The sequence below is a fragment of the Halomonas ventosae genome (assembly GCF_004361885.1).
Taxonomy (GTDB): Bacteria; Pseudomonadota; Gammaproteobacteria; order Pseudomonadales; family Halomonadaceae; genus Halomonas; species Halomonas ventosae_C.
The window spans coordinates 296,283-314,166 of sequence record NZ_SNWH01000001.1 but is presented as its reverse complement, the minus strand read 5'-3'; the positions used below and the strand labels follow the sequence as shown (position 1 = coordinate 314,166).

Below are 17,884 nucleotides of genomic sequence, written 5' to 3'. Positions count from 1 at the left end.
CGGGTGGGGACACGCGCATGGATATCACCGATTTCTATGACACTTTCTTCGAGGAGGCAGAAGAGCTCCTGGCCGACATGGAGCGCCATCTTCTCGAGATCGATCTCGAGGCGCCGGACGCCGAACAGCTCAATGCCATCTTCCGTGCCGCTCACTCCATCAAGGGAGGCGCTGGCACCTTCGGCTTTGAGGTGTTGCAGAAGACTACGCACCTCTTCGAGAACCTGCTGGACCACACCCGCCGGGGAGAACTCTCCCTGCGTCGAGACATCGTCGACATCTTTCTGGAAACCAAGGACATGCTGCACGACCAGCTCGATGCCTATCGCAACGACGAGGAGCCCGATCAGGAGGCTTTCGCACGCATCTGCCAGACGCTTCAACAGCTGGCCCGGGAAGAAATCGGCCAGGAGCTCGAGACCTCTGGCGGCCTACCGACCCCGCCAGACGCTGCTTCTTCGCAAACACCCGCGCCCGCCGCATCGAGCGAGGCCTCCGGGAGCGAACAGGCACCCGACGCCCCTCCCGGTGAGCAGGTTCTGGTAGTAGCTCTGCTCAACGTCGGTGAGAAGGATCGCGGTCTGCTGGTGGAAGAGCTCGGCCAGTTGGGGGAGATTCACGATACGCACGGCGACGAAAGCTGCTATGAGATCACGCTTGTCACCAATGTCAGCCGAGACGACATCGAGGCGGTGATGTGCTTCATCGTCGAGCCGGAGCAGCTGCAGATTCGCGCGGCAGCCCATCAGGGCGCTTCCCCCCCACCCGCCTCGCAACCCCAGACCAACAAGGCGCACGCCTCGTCTCCTTTATCTCCTTCTAGCCAGAGTGACAAGCCAAAGGCGAAAAAACCCAAGGCGGGGGGCGAGTCCAGCTCGATTCGGGTATCGGTGGACAAGGTGGACCAGATCATCAACCTGGTGGGTGAGCTGATCATCACCCAGTCGATGCTCGATCAGACTGTCAGCGAGCTGGAGGGCGTCTCGCATCGCGGGCTGCTCAATGGCATGAGCCTGTTGCAGCGCAATGCGCGGGATCTCCAGGAAGCGGTCATGTCCGTGCGCATGGTGCCTATGGATTATGTGTTCAGTCGCTATCCCCGGCTGGTACGCGACCTGGCAGGCCAACTCGGCAAGGATGTCGAGCTGGTTACCGAAGGCGAATCCACGGAACTCGACAAGAGCCTTACCGAGCGCATCATCGACCCCCTCACCCACCTGGTACGCAACAGCCTCGATCACGGTATCGAGACCCCGGAAGCCCGCGAGGCAGCCGGCAAGCCACGCACCGGCCGCCTGACCCTCTCGGCGCAGCATCAGGGCGGCAACATCCTCATTGAGGTCATCGACGATGGGGCCGGCCTCGACCGTGACAAGCTGCTTGCCAAGGCCCGCGAAAGTGGCCTCTCAGTCTTTGACTCGATGAGCGACGATGAGGTGTGGCAACTGATCTTTGCTCCCGGTTTCTCCACGGCCAAGGAAGTCAGCGATGTCTCCGGTCGCGGAGTAGGCATGGATGTGGTCAAGCGCAACATCCAGGGCATGGGCGGCCACGTCGAGATCCTGTCGCGCAAAGGCAAGGGCACCACCACTCGCATCGTTTTGCCTCTTACCCTGGCCATCCTCGATGGCATGTCCATCAAGGTCGGTAGCGAGGTGTTCATCCTGCCGCTTTCCAGCGTGCTGGAATCCCTGCAGCCCTCACGCGATGACCTCTACGCCATGGCCGGCGACGATGTGGTGCTCAAGGTCCGTGACGAGTACCTGCCTGTCGTGGCCGTGCATGCGGCATTCGACGTAGAAGGCGCCAAGACCGAGCTCAACGAAACGATCGCCGTGATCGTCCAGGGCGAAGGTCGCCGTTACGCCTTGCTCGTGGATGACCTGATCGGCCAGCAACAAGTAGTCGTGAAGAACCTGGAAACCCATTACCGCAAGGTGCCTGGCGTGTCGGCGGCGACCATCCTGGGTGACGGCAGTGTCGCTCTGATCCTGGATATCGCCGGCCTGCATCGCCTGAGCCGCGTCAAGAAGGAGGCGCAACGCCCACAGCGCACCTTCAATGATTTCGCGTCAACGCTCCACAAGGAAGGAGAACCATCATGAGCAGGCTGTCAAAAGACGCCGAATTCGCCGCTTCCGAGGCCCAGAATCGCGAGTTCCTGGTGTTCTCGCTGGGGGAGGAAGAGTACGCCATCGACATCCTCAAGGTGCAGGAGATACGCGGCTACGAAAACGTCACGCGTATCGCCAATACCCCGGAATTCATCAAGGGTGTGACCAACCTGCGGGGCATCATCGTGCCCATCGTCGACCTGCGCATCAAGTTCCATCTCGACAAGGTCGAATACGCGGGCCAGACCGTGGTCATCGTGGTCAATGTCGCCGACCGCGTGGTGGGTATCGTGGTGGATGGCGTCTCCGATGTGATGACCCTAACGCCCGAGCAAATCAAGCCAGCCCCCGAATTCGGCGTTACCTTGTCATCCGACTTCTTGAGCGGATTGGGCAGCCTGGAGGATCGCATGCTGGTGCTGGTCGATATCGACAAACTGCTCACCAGCGAGGAAATGGCGCTGGTCGAAGGCACCAGCGCATAGAACGGGAGGCCGGCGCGATCAACGCCTGATGCCATGTAACAACTGCGGACGCCTGATGCGTCACGCCAGTCAACCCGCGGTGGCCTGCGTGCCGCCTGACACAAGGAGCGGGAAGTGAAGATACTCGACAACATGACGGTGCGGGTCAGCTGGCTGCTGGTGCTGGGCACCTTCACCTTGCTGGTGCTGGCCGTCAGCCTTCTCGGCCTGTTCGCCTTGTCGGAAGGCAAGGCGGTCGTTGCCCAGCTCGCACCGGCAGCCGGTGAAACGGGCGCAGCGCTCAAGGCGTCGTTCGCTGACTTCGCAAGCGGGATGCAGCTGGCAATCGTGGCGGCATGGCTGGCCACGCTGGCCAGCGTGGGGGTGGTCTTGTGGGGCGTCACGGTCAATGTCGTACGCCCGCTGGGAGAACTCGTCGGCTTTTTCAGGCGCATGCAGGAAGGCCATCTGGCCCAGTCGATTCCACGTCGCGGAAACAACGAGATAGGACGACTCTACCGCTCTCTGGACGAGATGCAGCATGGCCTTGCCGACACCGTGGGCACGGTGCGCAACGCCAGCGAATCCATCTATCACGGCACCCAGCACATCGCCCACGGCAACAACGATCTCTCCGCACGTACCGAACAGCAAGCATCCTCGCTGCAGGAGACGGCCGCCAGCATGGAGGAGCTCTCCTCTACCGTGAACCAGACCGCGGACAATGCTCGCCAGGCCAGCCAATTGGCCAGTGACGCCTCCCGTGCGGCCCAGCAAGGCGGTGAGGTCGTCAGTGAAGTGGTATCGACCATGCATGAGATCAGCCAGGGGTCTCATCGCGTTGCCGAAATTATCGGCACCATCGATGCGATCGCCTTTCAGACCAACATCCTGGCCTTGAACGCCTCGGTGGAAGCCGCCAGAGCCGGCGAACATGGCCGCGGCTTCGCGGTGGTTGCCCAGGAGGTACGTAACCTGGCGACCCGCAGCGCCAATGCGTCAAGCGAGATCCGTATGCTGATCCAGACATCGGTTACGCAGGTGGAAGCAGGGACGTCGCGCGCGGACCGTGCCGGCCAGGCCATGAGGGAGATTGTCACTGCCGTTCAGCGGGTCAGCGACATCATGGGCGAGATCGCCTCGGCGAGCTCGGAACAGAGCAGTGGCATCGCTCAGGTCAATGATGCCGTCGCTCAGATGGATCAGGTCACTCAGCAGAATGCCGAGCTGGTTCAGCAGGCGGCCAATGCCGCCAATCAGCTGGAAGCCGAGGCCAGCAGGCTCAAGGCGGCCGTCACCCGCTTCCAGCTCGGCAAGCAGGCCGTCGTCACGCAGGACGCACGCCCGCCACACGAGGGCGAAGACAATAGCCTGGCGCGCTGGATGCCGACACTGATGCCGGCGCACAGCATGGAATATCAACAGGCTGGCGAGGGTAACCACAGCACAGCGCAGCGTCAGGATGGTGGATAGGCGCCCTCCACATCGACCTTCGGCAACCTGCCGTGGCGACGCCACGCAATAATAACCCAACGGCCTCGGCCTTATGCCTTAGCAGGGGACATCGCATGCGAAACAACCAACCCGTCACACAGCAAGAGTATCCGCTCCACGACGAGCACTTCCTGATCTCGCGCACGGATCTCAAAGGCCGCATCACCTATGCCAACCCAGCCTTCATCGAGGTCAGCGGTTTCAGCCACGAGGAGTTACTCGGCGCGCCACACAACATCGTGCGCCATCCCGACATGCCAGAGGCGGCCTACCAGAACCTCTGGGACACCCTGTCAGCCGGAAAAAGTTGGAAGGGGTTGGTCAAGAACCGGCGCAAGAACGGCGATTACTACTGGGTAGAAGCCAGCGTTTCGCCCATTGTCGAGGACGATCAGGTCGTCGGCTATGCGTCGGTCAGGGTCAAGGCCGACCCGATCGAGGTCGAGAAGGCCGAAAAGGCCTACGCGTTGATCCGCGAGGGCCATGGCCGGCGCTTCGCGCTTGAACGCGGGCAGCTGCGTCGCCGCGGACTTTTCAGTCGCCTGGCGCGCCTTAATCTGCGCAGCCTGCGGGCACGCGTGGTGACCATGGTGGTGGTGGCCGGCCTGCTGCTCTCAGCAAGCGGCGCCATGGGGCTCTATAGCGTGCAAGTCGCCGGCGAGCGACTGCAGGCCCTCGATAGGGACGGCCTGCAGGACGTGGCTCGCCTGCAGCAGATCGACCAACTGGCCACCCGCGCCCACCAGTCGCTCGCCCAGAGTGAGCGCTTCATGCTGATCGATAACAAGGACCAGCATGCTGAGGCGTTACAGGAGATCGAGTCATCCCTGAAGACGCTATGGACGGAGTACCGCTCGCGAGAGGTCAATCAGGATGAACAGACCGATGCCTTCGACAGCGTGCTGACAAACTACCTGCAAGACGGTCTGGGATACGTCATTTCCCTGCTTCAGGGCGACGACAATTTCAATACCTTTACCAAACTGCCGGAGCATATCGAGGCCATGCAGGCGATGGGCGCGACCCTTTCCACCGAGATCAATGATCTGATCCAGGGCAAGCAGGCCGATGCAGTAAGACTGGCCAACGCGGCTCGCTCAGAGCAGCACCGCATGCTGATGGCGCAGGCCGGCATGCTGGCCATCGGCCTGCTGGTGCTGATCGTGATCGGCGCTCTCACGCTGCGCGCGGTGCTGCGCCCGCTGCGTGATGCCGAAGCCTTCACCCTGCAGATCGCCTCGGGGAACCTCGCCGCCGATGTGCCGGCGCGTCGTCATGACGAGCTGGGCCGCCTGCTGCAGGCCCTGGACATCATGCGCAAGAGCCTCGCCAGCATCGTCGATGACGTCAATGGCGGCGTTCGTGTGGTGACACCCGCCGTCCGCGATATCGCATCGGGCAACGAAGATTTATCTGCGCGTACCGAACAGCAGGCCGCCTCACTGCAACAGACTGCCTCGAGCATGGAAGAGATGACCACCGCGGTACAGCACAACTCTGACAATGCTCGACAGGCCAGCGGACTAGCCTCAGAAAATGCTGCACGCACCCAGCAGACCGGCGAGCTGATGCACCAAGTTGTTGACACCATGGGGCAGATCACCGACAGCTCTCGCAAGATGACGGAGATCATCAATGTCATCGATTCCATTGCCTTCCAGACCAATATCCTGGCGCTGAATGCCTCGGTGGAAGCGGCTCGGGCCGGCGAGCAGGGGCGCGGTTTTGCCGTGGTTGCCGGAGAAGTCCGCAATCTGGCCGGCCGCAGCGCCGAGGCAGCCAAGGAGATCCGTGAGTTGATTGATGGCTCGGCTCGCCAGATCAGTGGCGGCGCCGAGCTGGTACACAAGGCAGAAACATCCATCAACGCCGTCATGGAAGCGTCCACCCGGGTCAACGACATCATGGCCGAGATCACAGCGGCCTCCGATGAACAGAGCAACGGCATCACGCAGATCAACCAGGCGGTGGTGGAAATGGACCAGGTGACCCAGCAGAACGCGGCACGGGTGCAGACCTCGGCCCGCGCCGCCGGCGAGCTCCAGCACCAGGCTGACCTGCTCGGCCATGCCATTGCCGCCTTCCGGCTGCGTGGCGCCGGCATGGAACAGGCGCCCTCGCTAGCGAAGCGCCGTGGAGCGCTTGAGAACCCTGAGACCAGGCCCTCACAAGCCGCGTCTTCACTTCAACAGGCGAGCCCAATGGCAGGCAAGGCCGAAAAGCCTCGAGCCACGGCTGTCGAGGAGTGGGAGGAGTTTTGAACGCGCCTCGAAGTATCGCCATGCCGGCGGAGGAGAGAAGCTGGGGAAATGCTCGGCTCGAGCGGGATCTCGAGTTGACCGACACGGATTTTGCCACCATCCGTCAGCTAATCTATCGGCGGGCAGGCATCGTGCTCGCCGAGCACAAGCGCGAGATGGTCTACAGCCGCCTGGCAAAACGCTTGCGCCATCATGGGCTGACGCGCTTTGCCGATTACCTGGCGCGCCTGGAAGGCCAGCCCGATGCCCGCGAGTGGGAGGCCTTCACCAACGCCCTGACCACCAATCTCACGGCCTTCTTCCGTGAAGCGCACCATTTTCCGCTACTGGCCGATCATGTTCGCGCGCGCCCGGGGAAGGTGCGCATCTGGTGTGCCGCCGCATCAACCGGGGAGGAGCCCTACTCCATCGCCATGACGCTGATCGACACCATGGGGGCGCACAGCGGCCAGGCGGAGGTGGTGGCGACGGATATCGACACCGATGCCCTAGCCAGGGCCAGAACCGGCATCTACCCCCTTGAACAGGTATGCAAGCTCGAGGAAGCGACGATCAAGCGCTTCTTCCAGCGCGGCAAGGGGGTACACCAGGGCTTCGCGAGAATTCGCCCCGACGTCGCCTCGATGATCGACTTCCAGCCACTCAACCTGCTCGCTGCCCAGTGGCCGGTGACGGGGCCCTTCGATGCGATCTTCTGTCGCAATACCATGATCTATTTCGATAAATCGACACAAGCGCGGATTCTCGAGCGATTTGCCCCGCTCCTCAAGCCCGATGGCCTGCTGTTTGCCGGCCACTCCGAGAACTTTTCCCAGATCACTGACGCGTTTCGGCTACGTGGCCAGACCGTCTACACGCGCCACGCCGCACGTTGAACCATTCAAGTCTTGCCCATGCAGGCCGATAGATACTCCAGGATCGGCCTGCGCGAACTCGCGGCGGGCTGCCGGAACAACAGGAGACGACCCCTTGAGCGCCAACAGAATCAAGGTGCTGTGTGTCGACGATTCGGCGCTGATACGCGACCTGCTGACGAAAATCATCAATGACCAGCCCGACATGGAAGTGGTGGCCGTTGCCCCGGACCCCCTCGTGGCGCGTGATTTGATCAAGCGTCACAATCCGGATGTGCTGACGCTGGATGTGGAGATGCCGCGTATGGACGGCCTCGACTTCCTGGAACGCCTGATGCGCCTGCGCCCCATGCCGGTATTGATGGTGTCTTCGCTGACCCTGGAAGGCTCCGAGGTGACACTGCGTGCGCTGGAGCTGGGTGCGGTGGATTTCGTGGCCAAGCCCTCCCTGGGCATCCGCAACGGCATGCTGGAATACGCCAGCGAGATTGCCGAGAAGCTCCGGGCCGCAGCGCGTTCTCGTCCACGCCAGGCAAGACGCCCGGATAGCCCAGGCCCTCGGCCGCTCAAGGCCCCCATGGTCTCCAGTGAAAAGCTGATCATCATCGGCGCCTCCACCGGCGGTACCGAGGCGATTCGCAATGTCCTGGAGCCACTGCCGGCCAACAGCCCCGCCATCCTGATTACCCAGCACATGCCAGGGGGCTTCACCCGCTCCTTCGCCGAGCGTCTCGATCGCCTGTGCCAGCTCAGCGTCAAGGAGGCGGCCGACGGCGAGCGCATCCTGCCGGGGCATGCCTATATCGCCCCGGGCGATGCTCATCTCAAGCTGGCACGCAGCGGCGCCAACTACGTCGCCTGCCTCGATGAGGGACCACCCGTCAATCGGCATCGGCCCTCGGTGGACGTGCTGTTCCACTCCGCCGCCAGCCAGGCCGGCCGCAATGCCATCGGCGTGCTGCTGACCGGGATGGGCAAGGATGGTGCAGCCGGCCTGCTGGAAATGCGCCAATCCGGCTCGGCCACTGTTGCTCAGGATGAGAGCAGTTGTGTGGTGTACGGCATGCCGCGTGAGGCCATCGCCCTAGGTGCGGCGGCGGAGGTACTCCCCTTGGAAGACATCGCACCACGCCTGCTGTCCTTGGCGTCAGCCTCGGGCCGTACCCAGCGAGTGTAGCGAGCAACTCCTATCGTTTACCGGCAATCCGCCTGAACCTTGCGCACAAGGACACACTGACATGATACGTCTGTTACGCAATATCAGTATCCATGCCACGATGGTAGGCATGCTCGCCTGCTTCGTGGTATCCATCATCGCGGTGGCCGTGATGGGGCAGGTGGCCAACCGCACGGCTCATGGCACTCTCAAGACCCTGAACCAGATCAATGTATCCCAGCTCAACCAGATCAATCGGGCCGATGCGCTACTGAGCAGCGCCAGGGTTGACCTCGAGATTGCCGCCAACCACTTCCTGCTGGACAACAGCGAGCAAGCCGACGAGCGTCTGACCTCGGCGAATGACAAGATCGAAAACGCCGAGGCACACTTCGAGGCCTTCGCCAGCGTGCCGCGCACCTCTCAGGGTGAGGAGCTTGGCGCCCGAGTCGAGTCCACCTTCGCTGAGCTGATCGCCCTGGTCCGCCAGCAATACCAGGCGCTCGACCAGATGGATAGCACGGGTTTCAACGTGCTGCGCGAACAGATGGTAGGGCCGGCCGCGGCGCAGGAGTCAGCCCTTCGCGACTTCGATCACTACGCCGATGAACGCGGCGAAACCTTGCTTGCCGACTATGCCGAGCTGTCCACGCTCTTCCAGCGTCTGCAGATCGTCATTCTGGGGGTTGTGGGGCTATTGGTGGTAATGATCTACCTGGGCCTGCGCCGTATCGTCATTGCCCCTCTTAACATCGCAGTGGAAAACCTGGAGAACATCGCCAGGGCCGATCTTTCCCGGGAGATCCGGGTAGTCGGCCGTAACGAGATCAGCAAGCTGTTCGCGGCCATGCGCGACATGCAGCAGAATCTCACGCGCATCGTCAGCGATGTGCGCGACAGCAGCGGCTCGATTCATGTAGGCAGTCGCGAGATCGCCAACGGTAACGCCGACCTTTCCTCGCGCACCGAGCAACAGGCCGCCTCGCTGGAGGAAACCGCCTCGAGCATGGAAGAGCTCACCACCACGGTGCAGCAGAACGCCGACAACGCCCGCCAGGCCAGCGGTCTCGCCCTCGATGCGTCCACCACTGCAGAACGGGGCGGCAAGGTGGTGGCGCAAGTGGTCAAGACCATGCACGGCATCTCCGGCAGTTCGAAGAAGATCGCCGATATCAACGGGGTGATCGACTCCATCGCCTTCCAGACCAACATCCTGGCGTTGAATGCCTCCGTCGAGGCGGCACGCGCCGGTGAGCAAGGCCGGGGGTTTGCCGTGGTCGCCGGAGAGGTGCGCAACCTGGCCAGCCGCAGCGCCGATGCCGCCAAGGAGATCAAGGGGCTGATCGAGGGCTCAGTCGCTCAGGTGCAGGAGGGCTCGACGCTGGTGGAACAGGCCGGGGAGACCATGCAGGAAGTGGTGGCCGCGGTACGTCGTGTTACCGATATCATGGACGAGATCTCGGCGGCCTCCCAAGAGCAAAGCGATGGCATCGAGCAGGTTAACCAAGCCGTTGGGCAGATGGACCAGGTCACGCAACAGAACGCCTCGCTGGTACAGGAAGCATCCGCGGCCTCCTCTTCCCTGGAAGAACAGGCCAACCGCCTGGAGCAGGCGGTGGCGGTATTCAAGCTGACAGGGTCTCAGCCGGCCAGCATGCCGACCCATGACCAGGCTCACCCCCCGGCACCGGCTCGCCCGGCCCCGCTATCACAAGCCCCCACGCCTCGCCAGCCTGAAAGACAGGTAGCCCCCGAGGCAGAGTGGGAAGAATTCTGAGCCTTGCCGATACGACTGTCGGCATTCACATGCCATGAATGAAAGAGGATACCCGATGGCAGACAAGAACATGAGCATCCTGGTAGTGGACGACTTCCCGACCATGCGCCGCATCGTGCGCAGCCTGTTGAAGGAGCTCGGCTTCACCAATGTGGAAGAGGCCGAGGATGGCCAGGACGCCTTGCAAAAGCTTAGTAGCGGCAACTTCGATTTCGTCGTCTCCGACTGGAACATGCCGAACCTCGATGGCCTGGAGATGCTCAAGCGCATCCGTGCCGATAGTGCCCTCAAGGATCTGCCGGTGCTGATGGTCACCGCCGAGGCCAAGAAGGAGAACATCATTGCCGCCGCCCAGGCAGGCGCCAGCGGCTATGTCGTCAAGCCCTTCACCTCGGCCACACTGGAAGAGAAACTTAACAAGATCTTCGAAAAACTGGGCATGTAAGGCTGCCGGTAATGCCCCGGTACCAAGGAGAGACGATGATGAGCAACGAGAAGGCCTCGCATGACCTCCCCCAGGAGGCCAGCGACGAGCTGGTGCAGCGCATCGGACAGCTGACCCGCATGCTGCGTGAGAGCATGCGCGAGCTGGGGCTTGACAAGGAGATCGAGAAGGCCGCTCAGGCCATACCCGATGCCCGCGACCGCCTCAGCTACGTGGCGAGCATGACTGAGCAGGCAGCTGAACGTGCCCTCAACGCCATCGATCGTGCTCAGCCGCTGCAGGATGAGCTGAGCGACCGCGCCGCGGCGCTGGATAAGCGCTGGGCGGAATGGTTTGCCGCACCCAAGGAACTGAACGAGGCCCGTGACCTAGTTCACGAGACCCGGGGGTATCTTGCCGATGTGCCGAAACGCACCCAGGCAACGAACCAGGAGCTGCTCGAAATCATGATGGCACAGGACTTTCAGGACCTGACTGGCCAGGTGATCAAGAAAATGATGGATGTCATCCGTGAGATCGAGCATCAGCTGGTTCAGGTGCTGATCGATACGGTTCCTCAGGGAAAGACGCGCGAAGACCTTCAGAAGCGAGCCACCCACCAGAGGCAAAGCGATGAGCGTCGTCGCGAGGAGGGTCTGTTGAACGGTCCCCAGATCAAGCCGGAAGGCGAGAGCATCGTCACCGGCCAGGACCAGGTCGACGACCTGTTGGATCAGCTTGGCTTCTGACGCCACGCCTTTCCCCTGCCCTGCTCAGGCCGACAGTCGTGAATAAGACCACGATTACCGGCCCTTATTGACGCATCACCCTTTGCCCTTCCCCGACACAATGGCCAAGATCCGCACGACTGCCCGGTGACTGGCCATGGCCGACCAAGATAGCGATCAGGAAAAGACAGAAGAAGCCACTCCGCGGAGGCTGGAAAAGTCGCGGGAGGAGGGCCAGGTCGCCCGTTCACGCGAGCTGGCCACCTTCATGTTGCTGCTGGGGGGCGTGGCAGGGTTGTGGTCGATGGGCAGCATGCTCTATAACCAGCTTGGCCTGGTGATGGAGCAGGCGTTCCTGTTCGAACGTCGTCACGCGCTGGAAACCACACCGATGCTGGCGCACGCCCTGGATCTCGGCCAGCGCACGCTCTACGCCCTGTTGCCTTTGTTCCTGCTGCTGACGGTGATCGCCCTGGTGGCACCGGCACTGCTCGGGGGGTGGTTGATCTCGGCGAAGTCACTCCAGCCACAGCTATCGAAGCTCAACCCTTTCAAGGGGCTGAAACGGCTGTTCGGTGTCCAGGCGCTGGTAGAGCTGACCAAGGCCATCGCCAAGTCCCTGCTGGTGGGTAGCGTGGCGGTGGTTTTTCTCTACAGCAACCGTAGTAACTTCATGGCCTTGATGGACCAACCGATTCAACAGGCCCTTGCCAAGGCGATGTGGATGGCCGCCGAGGCCAGCGGTCTGATGGTGTTGACCCTGCTGGTGGTGATCCTGATCGATGTGCCCTATCAGCTCTGGAGCCATGCCAAGAAGCTGCGGATGAGCAAGGACGAAGTGAAGCGTGAACACAAGGAATCCGAGGGTGACCCGCAGGTAAAGGGGCGTATCCGTCAGCAACAGCAAGCGATGGCTCGCGGCCGTATGATGAGCAAGGTGCCGCAAGCCGACGTGGTCATCACCAATCCCTCGCACTACGCCGTCGCGCTGCAGTATCAGGAGAGTGGCATGTCAGCGCCCCGGGTGATTGCCAAGGGGGCCGATGCCGTGGCCGCACGTATTCGCGAGGTCGCCCAGGCGCATGGGATCCCGCGGCTCGGGGCACCTCCCTTGGCAAGGGCGCTTTACCACCATGTGGAGCTCGACGCCGAGGTTCCGGTGGACCTGTATACCGCCGTCGCCGAAGTTCTGGCCTGGGCCTTCGGATTGAAACGGGCGGCGAGGGAGGGTAGTGAAGCGCCGCCCTCTCCCAAGAACCTGCCGGTGCCGGCCTCACTCGAAGTTCCGGCACGCGCTACCGATACTGCTGACGGAGCTCATCGATGAAGGCCTTGAACAACTATCTGGGCCAACGCGACTGGCTGGGCAACGTGCCCATGAAGGTGCTGGCCGGTCCCGTGCTGATCCTCATGATTCTTTCCATGATGATCCTGCCCCTGCCGCCCTTCACCCTGGACCTGCTGTTCACGTTCAACATCGCGCTGGCGATCATGGTGCTGCTGGTTAGCATGTTCACCCAGAAACCGCTGGATTTCGCTGCCTTCCCGGCGGTGTTGCTGTTCACTACCCTGTTGAGGCTATCCCTGAACGTCGCCTCGACCCGCGTCATCCTGATGGAGGGCCATCAGGGCGGTGACTCGGCGGGCAAGGTCATCGAGGCCTTCGGTGAGTTCCTGGTGGGCGGCAACTTCGCGGTAGGTCTGGTGGTTTTCCTGATCCTGGTCATCATCAACTTCATGGTCATCACCAAGGGGGCCGGACGCATCGCCGAAGTCGGCGCCCGCTTCATGCTCGATGCCATGCCGGGCAAGCAGATGGCCATCGATGCCGACCTCAATGCGGGGCTGATCGGCGAGGACGAAGCGCGCCAACGGCGCAGCGACGTAGCCCAGGAAGCCGATTTCTACGGCTCCATGGATGGCGCCAGCAAATTTGTGCGGGGCGACGCCATGGCGGGCCTGGTAATCATGGTGGTCAATGTGATCGGCGGTTTGCTGATCGGCATGCTACAGCATGACATGGGGTTTGGCAGTGCGGCGCGCACCTACACACTGATGACCATCGGTGACGGTCTGGTCGCGCAGATCCCCGCCCTGGTGATTTCCACGGCTGCCGGCGTGACCGTCTCACGAGTCACTACCGATCAGGATGTCGGGCAGCAAATGATCAGCCAGCTGTTCGTCAATCCGCAGGTGATGATCCTGGCGGCCGTGGTCATGGGACTGCTGGGGCTTGTACCGGGGATGCCCAACCTGGTGTTCCTGATTTTTACGGGCCTGCTGGGCGGGCTGGCCTGGTGGCTGCTGCGCGAGCAGGAACGCCGTCTGGTCGCAGAAGAGATCGCCACCGACACCCCCCCAAGCCCTGAGACACCGGAAGCCAGCTGGGAGGATGTACAGCTGGTGGACACCCTGGGCCTAGAAGTGGGACATCGACTGATCCCGCTCGTGGATGCCCGTCAACAGGGGGAACTGCTGGGCCGTATCAAGAGCGTCCGCAAGAAGTTTGCTCAGGAGGTTGGCTTTCTCCCTCCCGTGGTCCACATCCGTGACAATCTCGAACTGGGGGCCAATACCTACGTGCTGACCTTAAAGGGCGCGGAAATCGGCCGTGCCGAAGCCTTTCCCGGCCAGTGGCTGGCTATCGATCCGGGCCAGGTGAGCGGTGAGCTCAAGGGCACGATGACCCAGGACCCGGCCTTCGGCTTGCCGGCTGTATGGGTGGATAGCAGCCAGCGCGAACATGCCCAGGTCTACGGCTATACCGTGGTGGATGCCAGCACGGTGGTGGCCACTCACCTCAACCACCTCCTCCACCGGCATGCAGCCGAGATGCTTGGACGCTCCGAAGTGCAAAAGCTGCTTGACAAGCTCAGCGAGGAGCAACCGGGCCTGGTGGAAGACGTGGTACCCAAGGCCATCTCGCTGACGGTGTTGCAGCGGCTGCTGCAGAATCTGCTCGATGAGGAGGTCTCGATCCGCGACATGCGCACCATCCTCGACACCCTGGCCGAGCATGCCCCACATCAGCAGGACGTCAATGAGTTGACCGCCCAGGTACGAATCGCGCTGGGCCGCAGCATCATCCAGCAGTGGTTTGACGGCCGCGAGGAGCTCAAGGTCATCGGCCTGGAAAGCCAGCTTGAACAGATCCTCATCCAGGCCATGAACGGCAACGGCGCGCTGGAACCCGGCCTGGCCGACACCCTGATGAACCAGGCCGAACAGGCCCTCGCGCGCCACGAGGCGAGCGGTGAGCCCCCGGTACTGTTGGTACAGCATAACCTTCGGGCGCTGCTGTCACGCTTCCTGCGCCGCCGCCTGCGCCACTTGGTGGTGATGTCACAAGCCGAGATTCCCGACGACCGCACCCTGCGAGTCACCACCCTGTTAGGAGGCCGCTGATAGATGAGGGTCACTCAGATAAGGGTCACTCGCTTCTCAGGCACTACCCGCCGAGATGCCCTGCGCCCGCTGCGCGAGTTGCGGCCGCGCAAGAGGCAGGACAATCTGCGACAGGCCGCGTGGCACTCCCTGGAGATCGGCTTGCTGGTGTTCGCCAGATGAAAAGGTACAGCGGCTATTGTCTGCTACTGCTGCTGGCCCTTGCCTGCGGAGAGCTGCAGGCAGCAGGCAGCTGGGTCGCCACAGCACCCCCGGTCAGGGTCAGCCTGACAGGACGCGACACAGCGTCTGATGCTCTGAGGCCAAGCACCTCGCAAGCCAGGGGTCACGTCATACCCAGGGGTCATGTCATACAGAGTATCGTCTGGCGCTACCGACATCCTCCGGGCAGCCGAGTCAACGTCAGGCTTTGTCACCCTGCCGGTTGTACCCCGCTTGCGAATATGCGGGGAACTACTCGGGCACTGGCAGGGAGCGCCGCCGATGCGCCCCTGGAATTTCGCTTCTCCCTGCCGGAAGGGCAGCGTCCGGTAACGGTGGGTGGACTTCAGGTGATCGTGAATTATCGATAACACCGAATTTAGCAACGCCATCCGCTCAAGTGGGTGGGTCTGCAGACCAGCTGTGAGGCAACAGGATGTATACAGCACAAGGCAAGATCGATCAGCGAGCACTGCTGACCGAGTATTTGCCCCTGGTACGCCGTCAGGCGCTGGCACTGCAGGTGCGCCTGCCAGCCAGCATCGAACTGGATGACCTGATTCAGGCAGGTACCGTGGGGCTGCTAGAAGCCATGGGCCGCTTTAACACCGGGCAGGGCGCCAGCTTTGCGACCTTCGCTAACCAACGTATCCGCGGTGCCATGCTGGACGAACTGCGCAGCCGGGACTGGCTGCCGCGCAGCGTAAGGCGTAGCGCCAGAGCCGTTGACGAGACCGTGCGCCGGCTGGAACAGCAGCTGGGGCGTCCGCCCGAGGAGACGGAGATCGCCGCCGAGCTCGAGATGCCCCTGGCGGACTATCGTCGCCTGCTCAACGATACCAACAGCGGCCAGCTGTTGCCCTTCGAGGAGCTGATGGCCGAGGGGGGGGAGTCACGGCTCGAAGGCCGCGCCCTGGAAAGCCCGTTCTCCCGCCTGATCGACCAGGAAAAGCGCAACCTTCTAATCCAGGCGATCGAGGCGCTGCCCGAGCGCGAGAAGCTGCTGATGGCCCTCTACTACCAGGAGGAACTCAACCTCAAGGAAATCGGCGCGGTGCTGGGCGTATCGGAGTCACGGGTCTGCCAACTGCACAGCCAGGCGGTTAGCCGCCTGCGAGCACAACTCCATGACACGGATTGAACCTCCTTCCTGGCCTGGACGAGCAGCTCGCTTGCGTTGCATCCAGGCCTCACTCAGGGTCATGGTGGTGCTGCTGCGTAAAAACACCTGATTAAAGTATTCGGCACGATGTCCGATAACTACTGTATGTCCATGTGATCGACGGCCAGGAGTCCTGAATGAATCCCTCGACACTGATCGGGATACTGGCCAGCTGCGTGCTGCTCGCCAGTGTCCTGCTCTTTACCGCCGAATCCCCGCAGAGCTTCATCAATCTCCCGGGACTCGGTATCGTCGTTGCCGGCACACTGGCTGCGACCTTCATCAGCTACCCCCTCAAGGAGGTGCTGAGGGTAGTGCGCCTGGTCGCTATCGTCTTCCGACGCGAGAACACCTATATCCGCGATGACATCACGGAGCTGGTCGACATGTCCCGGCTTTGGCTGAAGGGTGATGTTCGTGCGGTGGAAGCGTCCCTGGAACAGACGCGCAACCCCTTTCTACGCACCGGCATCCAACTGGTGATCGCCAATACCAAGGAAGATGAGATCTTCGACCTGCTGCGTTGGCGAATCTCGCGGCTCAAGGCACGCGAACACGCGGAAGCCCAGATATTCCGTACCATGGCCACCTATGCACCAGCCTTCGGGATGATCGGCACCCTGGTGGGCTTGGTTAACATGCTGGAGGTCATGGAGGCCGGTGACTTGCACGTGATCGGACCCCGCATGGCCGTTGCCCTGCTCACCACCTTCTACGGCATCCTGCTGGCCAATCTTGTCTTCAAGCCGATTGCCGTGAAGCTCGAGCGTCGCACCGAGGAGCGATTGATCGCGATGAACATGGTACTCGAGGGTATCTCCCTGATCACCAAGCGCCGCCTGCCATCGTTCATCGAAGAGACCCTGAACTCCTTCGTCGCCAATTACCACGATGAGATACGTGACCCGCAACCCCCTGCTGCTCGTCGTGCCAAGAGTGAGACAAGCTAGCATGGAGGATCAGGACATCCGCCAGGTACTCAGCCCACCGGACCAGGGTGACGCAGACAGCGAAAGTTGGCTGATGAGTTACCTCGATGTATTGACCCTGCTGATCACCCTCTTCGTACTTCTCCTGTCGCTGGCCGGCAATGGCCAGGCCACCAGTGGCAACCAGCTGTCGGGGCAGGCAACGCCGCCGGTATCTCCCCAGGCCCGATCAACCTCCCTCGCTGCCGCGAACGGCATTGACCCCCTGAGCCCTGGCCTGAAGCCTCGTCACGAGGGGCTGCAGCCGCGTTTCAAGGGACTGGAGATCGAGGGTGTCAGCGTTGTCGAGGGCGACAGAGGGATCACCCTACGCATCGACAACAACTTGTTGTTTGCCAGTGGTCAGGCCGAGTTGACCGAAGAGGGGCGAAAGGTCCTCCAAGGCCTGATGGAGACCCTCGTGGCGTTCGATGGGCGAATATCGGTAGAGGGACACACCGATAACCTGCCTATCGCCACCCCACGCTTTCCCTCCAACTGGGAACTCTCTACCGGGCGTGCCATCGCGGTGCTTCGCTACCTTGTGGCTGCCGGTCTTCCTGAGGAGCGTCTGCGTGCCATCGGCTATGCCGATACCCAGCCCATCCGCAGCAATGACACCAGCGAAGGACGTGCAGCCAACCGTCGGGTCGAGCTGCTGCTCACTCGTGAACCGTGAAGAAAATCCATCATAAGGCATTGATATATAAGGGCATGGGGTGAGCCGTTGGACCAGCGCAGGGCGATACTGCGCACGGCGTATCGAGGATGAGCCGAGTAGCACCGGACACCCCGGGGCTGAGCCGACGGCCCGAGGCCGCGTTGTGAGCCCCGGTGGGCTTCCCGTATAGTGGTGATACATTTTACCAGGCCCGC

16 protein-coding genes are annotated in these 17,884 nt (G+C 62.1%); all 16 read left to right on the top strand.

Annotated elements, in window-relative coordinates; translation table 11 throughout:
* Positions 1-17: 17 nt before the first annotated feature.
* The gene (gene cheA, locus DFO68_RS01440) at positions 18-2,105 is read left to right on the top strand and encodes a chemotaxis protein CheA (protein WP_133481319.1); all 2,088 of its coding nucleotides are present in this window, start codon (positions 18-20) and stop codon (positions 2,103-2,105) included.
* A complete protein-coding gene (cheW, locus tag DFO68_RS01435; RefSeq protein ID WP_133481317.1) occupies positions 2,102-2,599 on the top strand; it encodes a chemotaxis protein CheW in 498 nt (165 codons plus the stop codon). Before cheA ends, cheW begins: the two co-directional genes overlap by 4 nt.
* A 114-nt stretch (positions 2,600-2,713) precedes the next feature.
* Entirely contained in the window at positions 2,714-4,051 is a 1,338-nt protein-coding gene (locus DFO68_RS01430; protein ID WP_373190419.1) for a methyl-accepting chemotaxis protein, read from the top strand.
* A 95-nt stretch (positions 4,052-4,146) separates the two neighbouring features.
* The gene (locus DFO68_RS01425; RefSeq protein ID WP_133481315.1) at positions 4,147-6,333 is read left to right on the top strand and encodes a methyl-accepting chemotaxis protein; all 2,187 of its coding nucleotides are present in this window, start codon (positions 4,147-4,149) and stop codon (positions 6,331-6,333) included.
* A gap of 20 nt (positions 6,334-6,353) precedes the next feature.
* Positions 6,354-7,208: a CheR family methyltransferase gene (locus tag DFO68_RS01420; protein ID WP_133481505.1), complete on the top strand. Its 855-nt coding sequence runs from the start codon at positions 6,354-6,356 to the stop codon at positions 7,206-7,208.
* A 94-nt stretch (positions 7,209-7,302) separates the two neighbouring features.
* Complete coding sequence (locus DFO68_RS01415) at positions 7,303-8,364, top strand: protein-glutamate methylesterase/protein-glutamine glutaminase (protein WP_133481313.1); 1,062 nt, start codon at positions 7,303-7,305, stop codon at positions 8,362-8,364.
* A gap of 61 nt (positions 8,365-8,425) precedes the next feature.
* Positions 8,426-10,120, top strand: a complete 1,695-nt coding sequence (locus DFO68_RS01410) for a methyl-accepting chemotaxis protein (RefSeq protein WP_133481311.1) — start codon at positions 8,426-8,428, stop codon at positions 10,118-10,120.
* Between the two features lie 55 nt (positions 10,121-10,175).
* Entirely contained in the window at positions 10,176-10,565 is a 390-nt protein-coding gene (gene cheY / locus DFO68_RS01405) for a chemotaxis response regulator CheY (RefSeq protein WP_133481309.1), read from the top strand.
* A gap of 35 nt (positions 10,566-10,600) precedes the next feature.
* Positions 10,601-11,293, top strand: coding sequence for a protein phosphatase CheZ (gene cheZ, locus DFO68_RS01400; RefSeq protein WP_133481307.1), 693 nt, complete (start codon positions 10,601-10,603; stop codon positions 11,291-11,293).
* A gap of 136 nt (positions 11,294-11,429) precedes the next feature.
* Complete coding sequence (gene flhB, locus DFO68_RS01395) at positions 11,430-12,599, top strand: flagellar biosynthesis protein FlhB (RefSeq protein WP_133481305.1); 1,170 nt, start codon at positions 11,430-11,432, stop codon at positions 12,597-12,599.
* Entirely contained in the window at positions 12,596-14,677 is a 2,082-nt protein-coding gene (flhA, locus tag DFO68_RS01390) for a flagellar biosynthesis protein FlhA (RefSeq protein WP_133481303.1), read from the top strand. Before flhB ends, flhA begins: the two co-directional genes overlap by 4 nt.
* A gap of 3 nt (positions 14,678-14,680) precedes the next feature.
* On the top strand, positions 14,681-14,839 hold the full coding sequence (locus DFO68_RS15435; RefSeq protein WP_166637502.1) for a hypothetical protein: 159 nt from the start codon (positions 14,681-14,683) through the stop codon (positions 14,837-14,839).
* Positions 14,836-15,249, top strand: a complete 414-nt coding sequence (locus DFO68_RS16015; protein WP_133481301.1) for a flagellar protein FlhE — start codon at positions 14,836-14,838, stop codon at positions 15,247-15,249. The genes DFO68_RS15435 and DFO68_RS16015 overlap by 4 nt, the downstream gene beginning before the upstream one ends.
* A 65-nt stretch (positions 15,250-15,314) precedes the next feature.
* Positions 15,315-16,019, top strand: coding sequence for an RNA polymerase sigma factor FliA (locus DFO68_RS01380; protein WP_133481299.1), 705 nt, complete (start codon positions 15,315-15,317; stop codon positions 16,017-16,019).
* 158 nt (positions 16,020-16,177) lie between these two features.
* Positions 16,178-16,990 (top strand): motility protein A, encoded by an 813-nt coding sequence (locus DFO68_RS01375; RefSeq protein ID WP_133481298.1) that lies wholly within the window; start codon positions 16,178-16,180, stop codon positions 16,988-16,990.
* Position 16,991: 1 nt separating this feature from the next.
* Positions 16,992-17,687: an OmpA/MotB family protein gene (locus DFO68_RS01370; protein ID WP_133481503.1), complete on the top strand. Its 696-nt coding sequence runs from the start codon at positions 16,992-16,994 to the stop codon at positions 17,685-17,687.
* The last annotated feature ends 197 nt before the right edge of the window (positions 17,688-17,884 follow it).

Excerpts from the sequence above, each read along its gene's own strand:
- DFO68_RS01410 (WP_133481311.1), top strand. The coding sequence starts at position 8,426 with ATGATACGTCTGTTACGCAATATCAGTATCCATGCCACGATGGTAGGC.
- flhA (WP_133481303.1), top strand. The coding sequence starts at position 12,596 with ATGAAGGCCTTGAACAACTATCTGGGCCAACGCGACTGGCTGGGCAAC.
- DFO68_RS01420 (WP_133481505.1), top strand. The coding sequence starts at position 6,354 with ATGCCGGCGGAGGAGAGAAGCTGGGGAAATGCTCGGCTCGAGCGGGAT.
- DFO68_RS16015 (WP_133481301.1), top strand. The coding sequence starts at position 14,836 with ATGAAAAGGTACAGCGGCTATTGTCTGCTACTGCTGCTGGCCCTTGCC.
- DFO68_RS01375 (WP_133481298.1), top strand. The coding sequence starts at position 16,178 with ATGAATCCCTCGACACTGATCGGGATACTGGCCAGCTGCGTGCTGCTC.
- flhB (WP_133481305.1), top strand. The coding sequence starts at position 11,430 with ATGGCCGACCAAGATAGCGATCAGGAAAAGACAGAAGAAGCCACTCCG.
- cheA (WP_133481319.1), top strand. The coding sequence starts at position 18 with ATGGATATCACCGATTTCTATGACACTTTCTTCGAGGAGGCAGAAGAG.
- DFO68_RS01425 (WP_133481315.1), top strand. The coding sequence starts at position 4,147 with ATGCGAAACAACCAACCCGTCACACAGCAAGAGTATCCGCTCCACGAC.
- cheZ (WP_133481307.1), top strand. The coding sequence starts at position 10,601 with ATGATGAGCAACGAGAAGGCCTCGCATGACCTCCCCCAGGAGGCCAGC.
- DFO68_RS01370 (WP_133481503.1), top strand. The coding sequence starts at position 16,992 with ATGGAGGATCAGGACATCCGCCAGGTACTCAGCCCACCGGACCAGGGT.
- cheY (WP_133481309.1), top strand. The coding sequence starts at position 10,176 with ATGGCAGACAAGAACATGAGCATCCTGGTAGTGGACGACTTCCCGACC.
- cheW (WP_133481317.1), top strand. The coding sequence starts at position 2,102 with ATGAGCAGGCTGTCAAAAGACGCCGAATTCGCCGCTTCCGAGGCCCAG.
- DFO68_RS01380 (WP_133481299.1), top strand. The coding sequence starts at position 15,315 with ATGTATACAGCACAAGGCAAGATCGATCAGCGAGCACTGCTGACCGAG.
- DFO68_RS15435 (WP_166637502.1), top strand. The coding sequence starts at position 14,681 with ATGAGGGTCACTCAGATAAGGGTCACTCGCTTCTCAGGCACTACCCGC.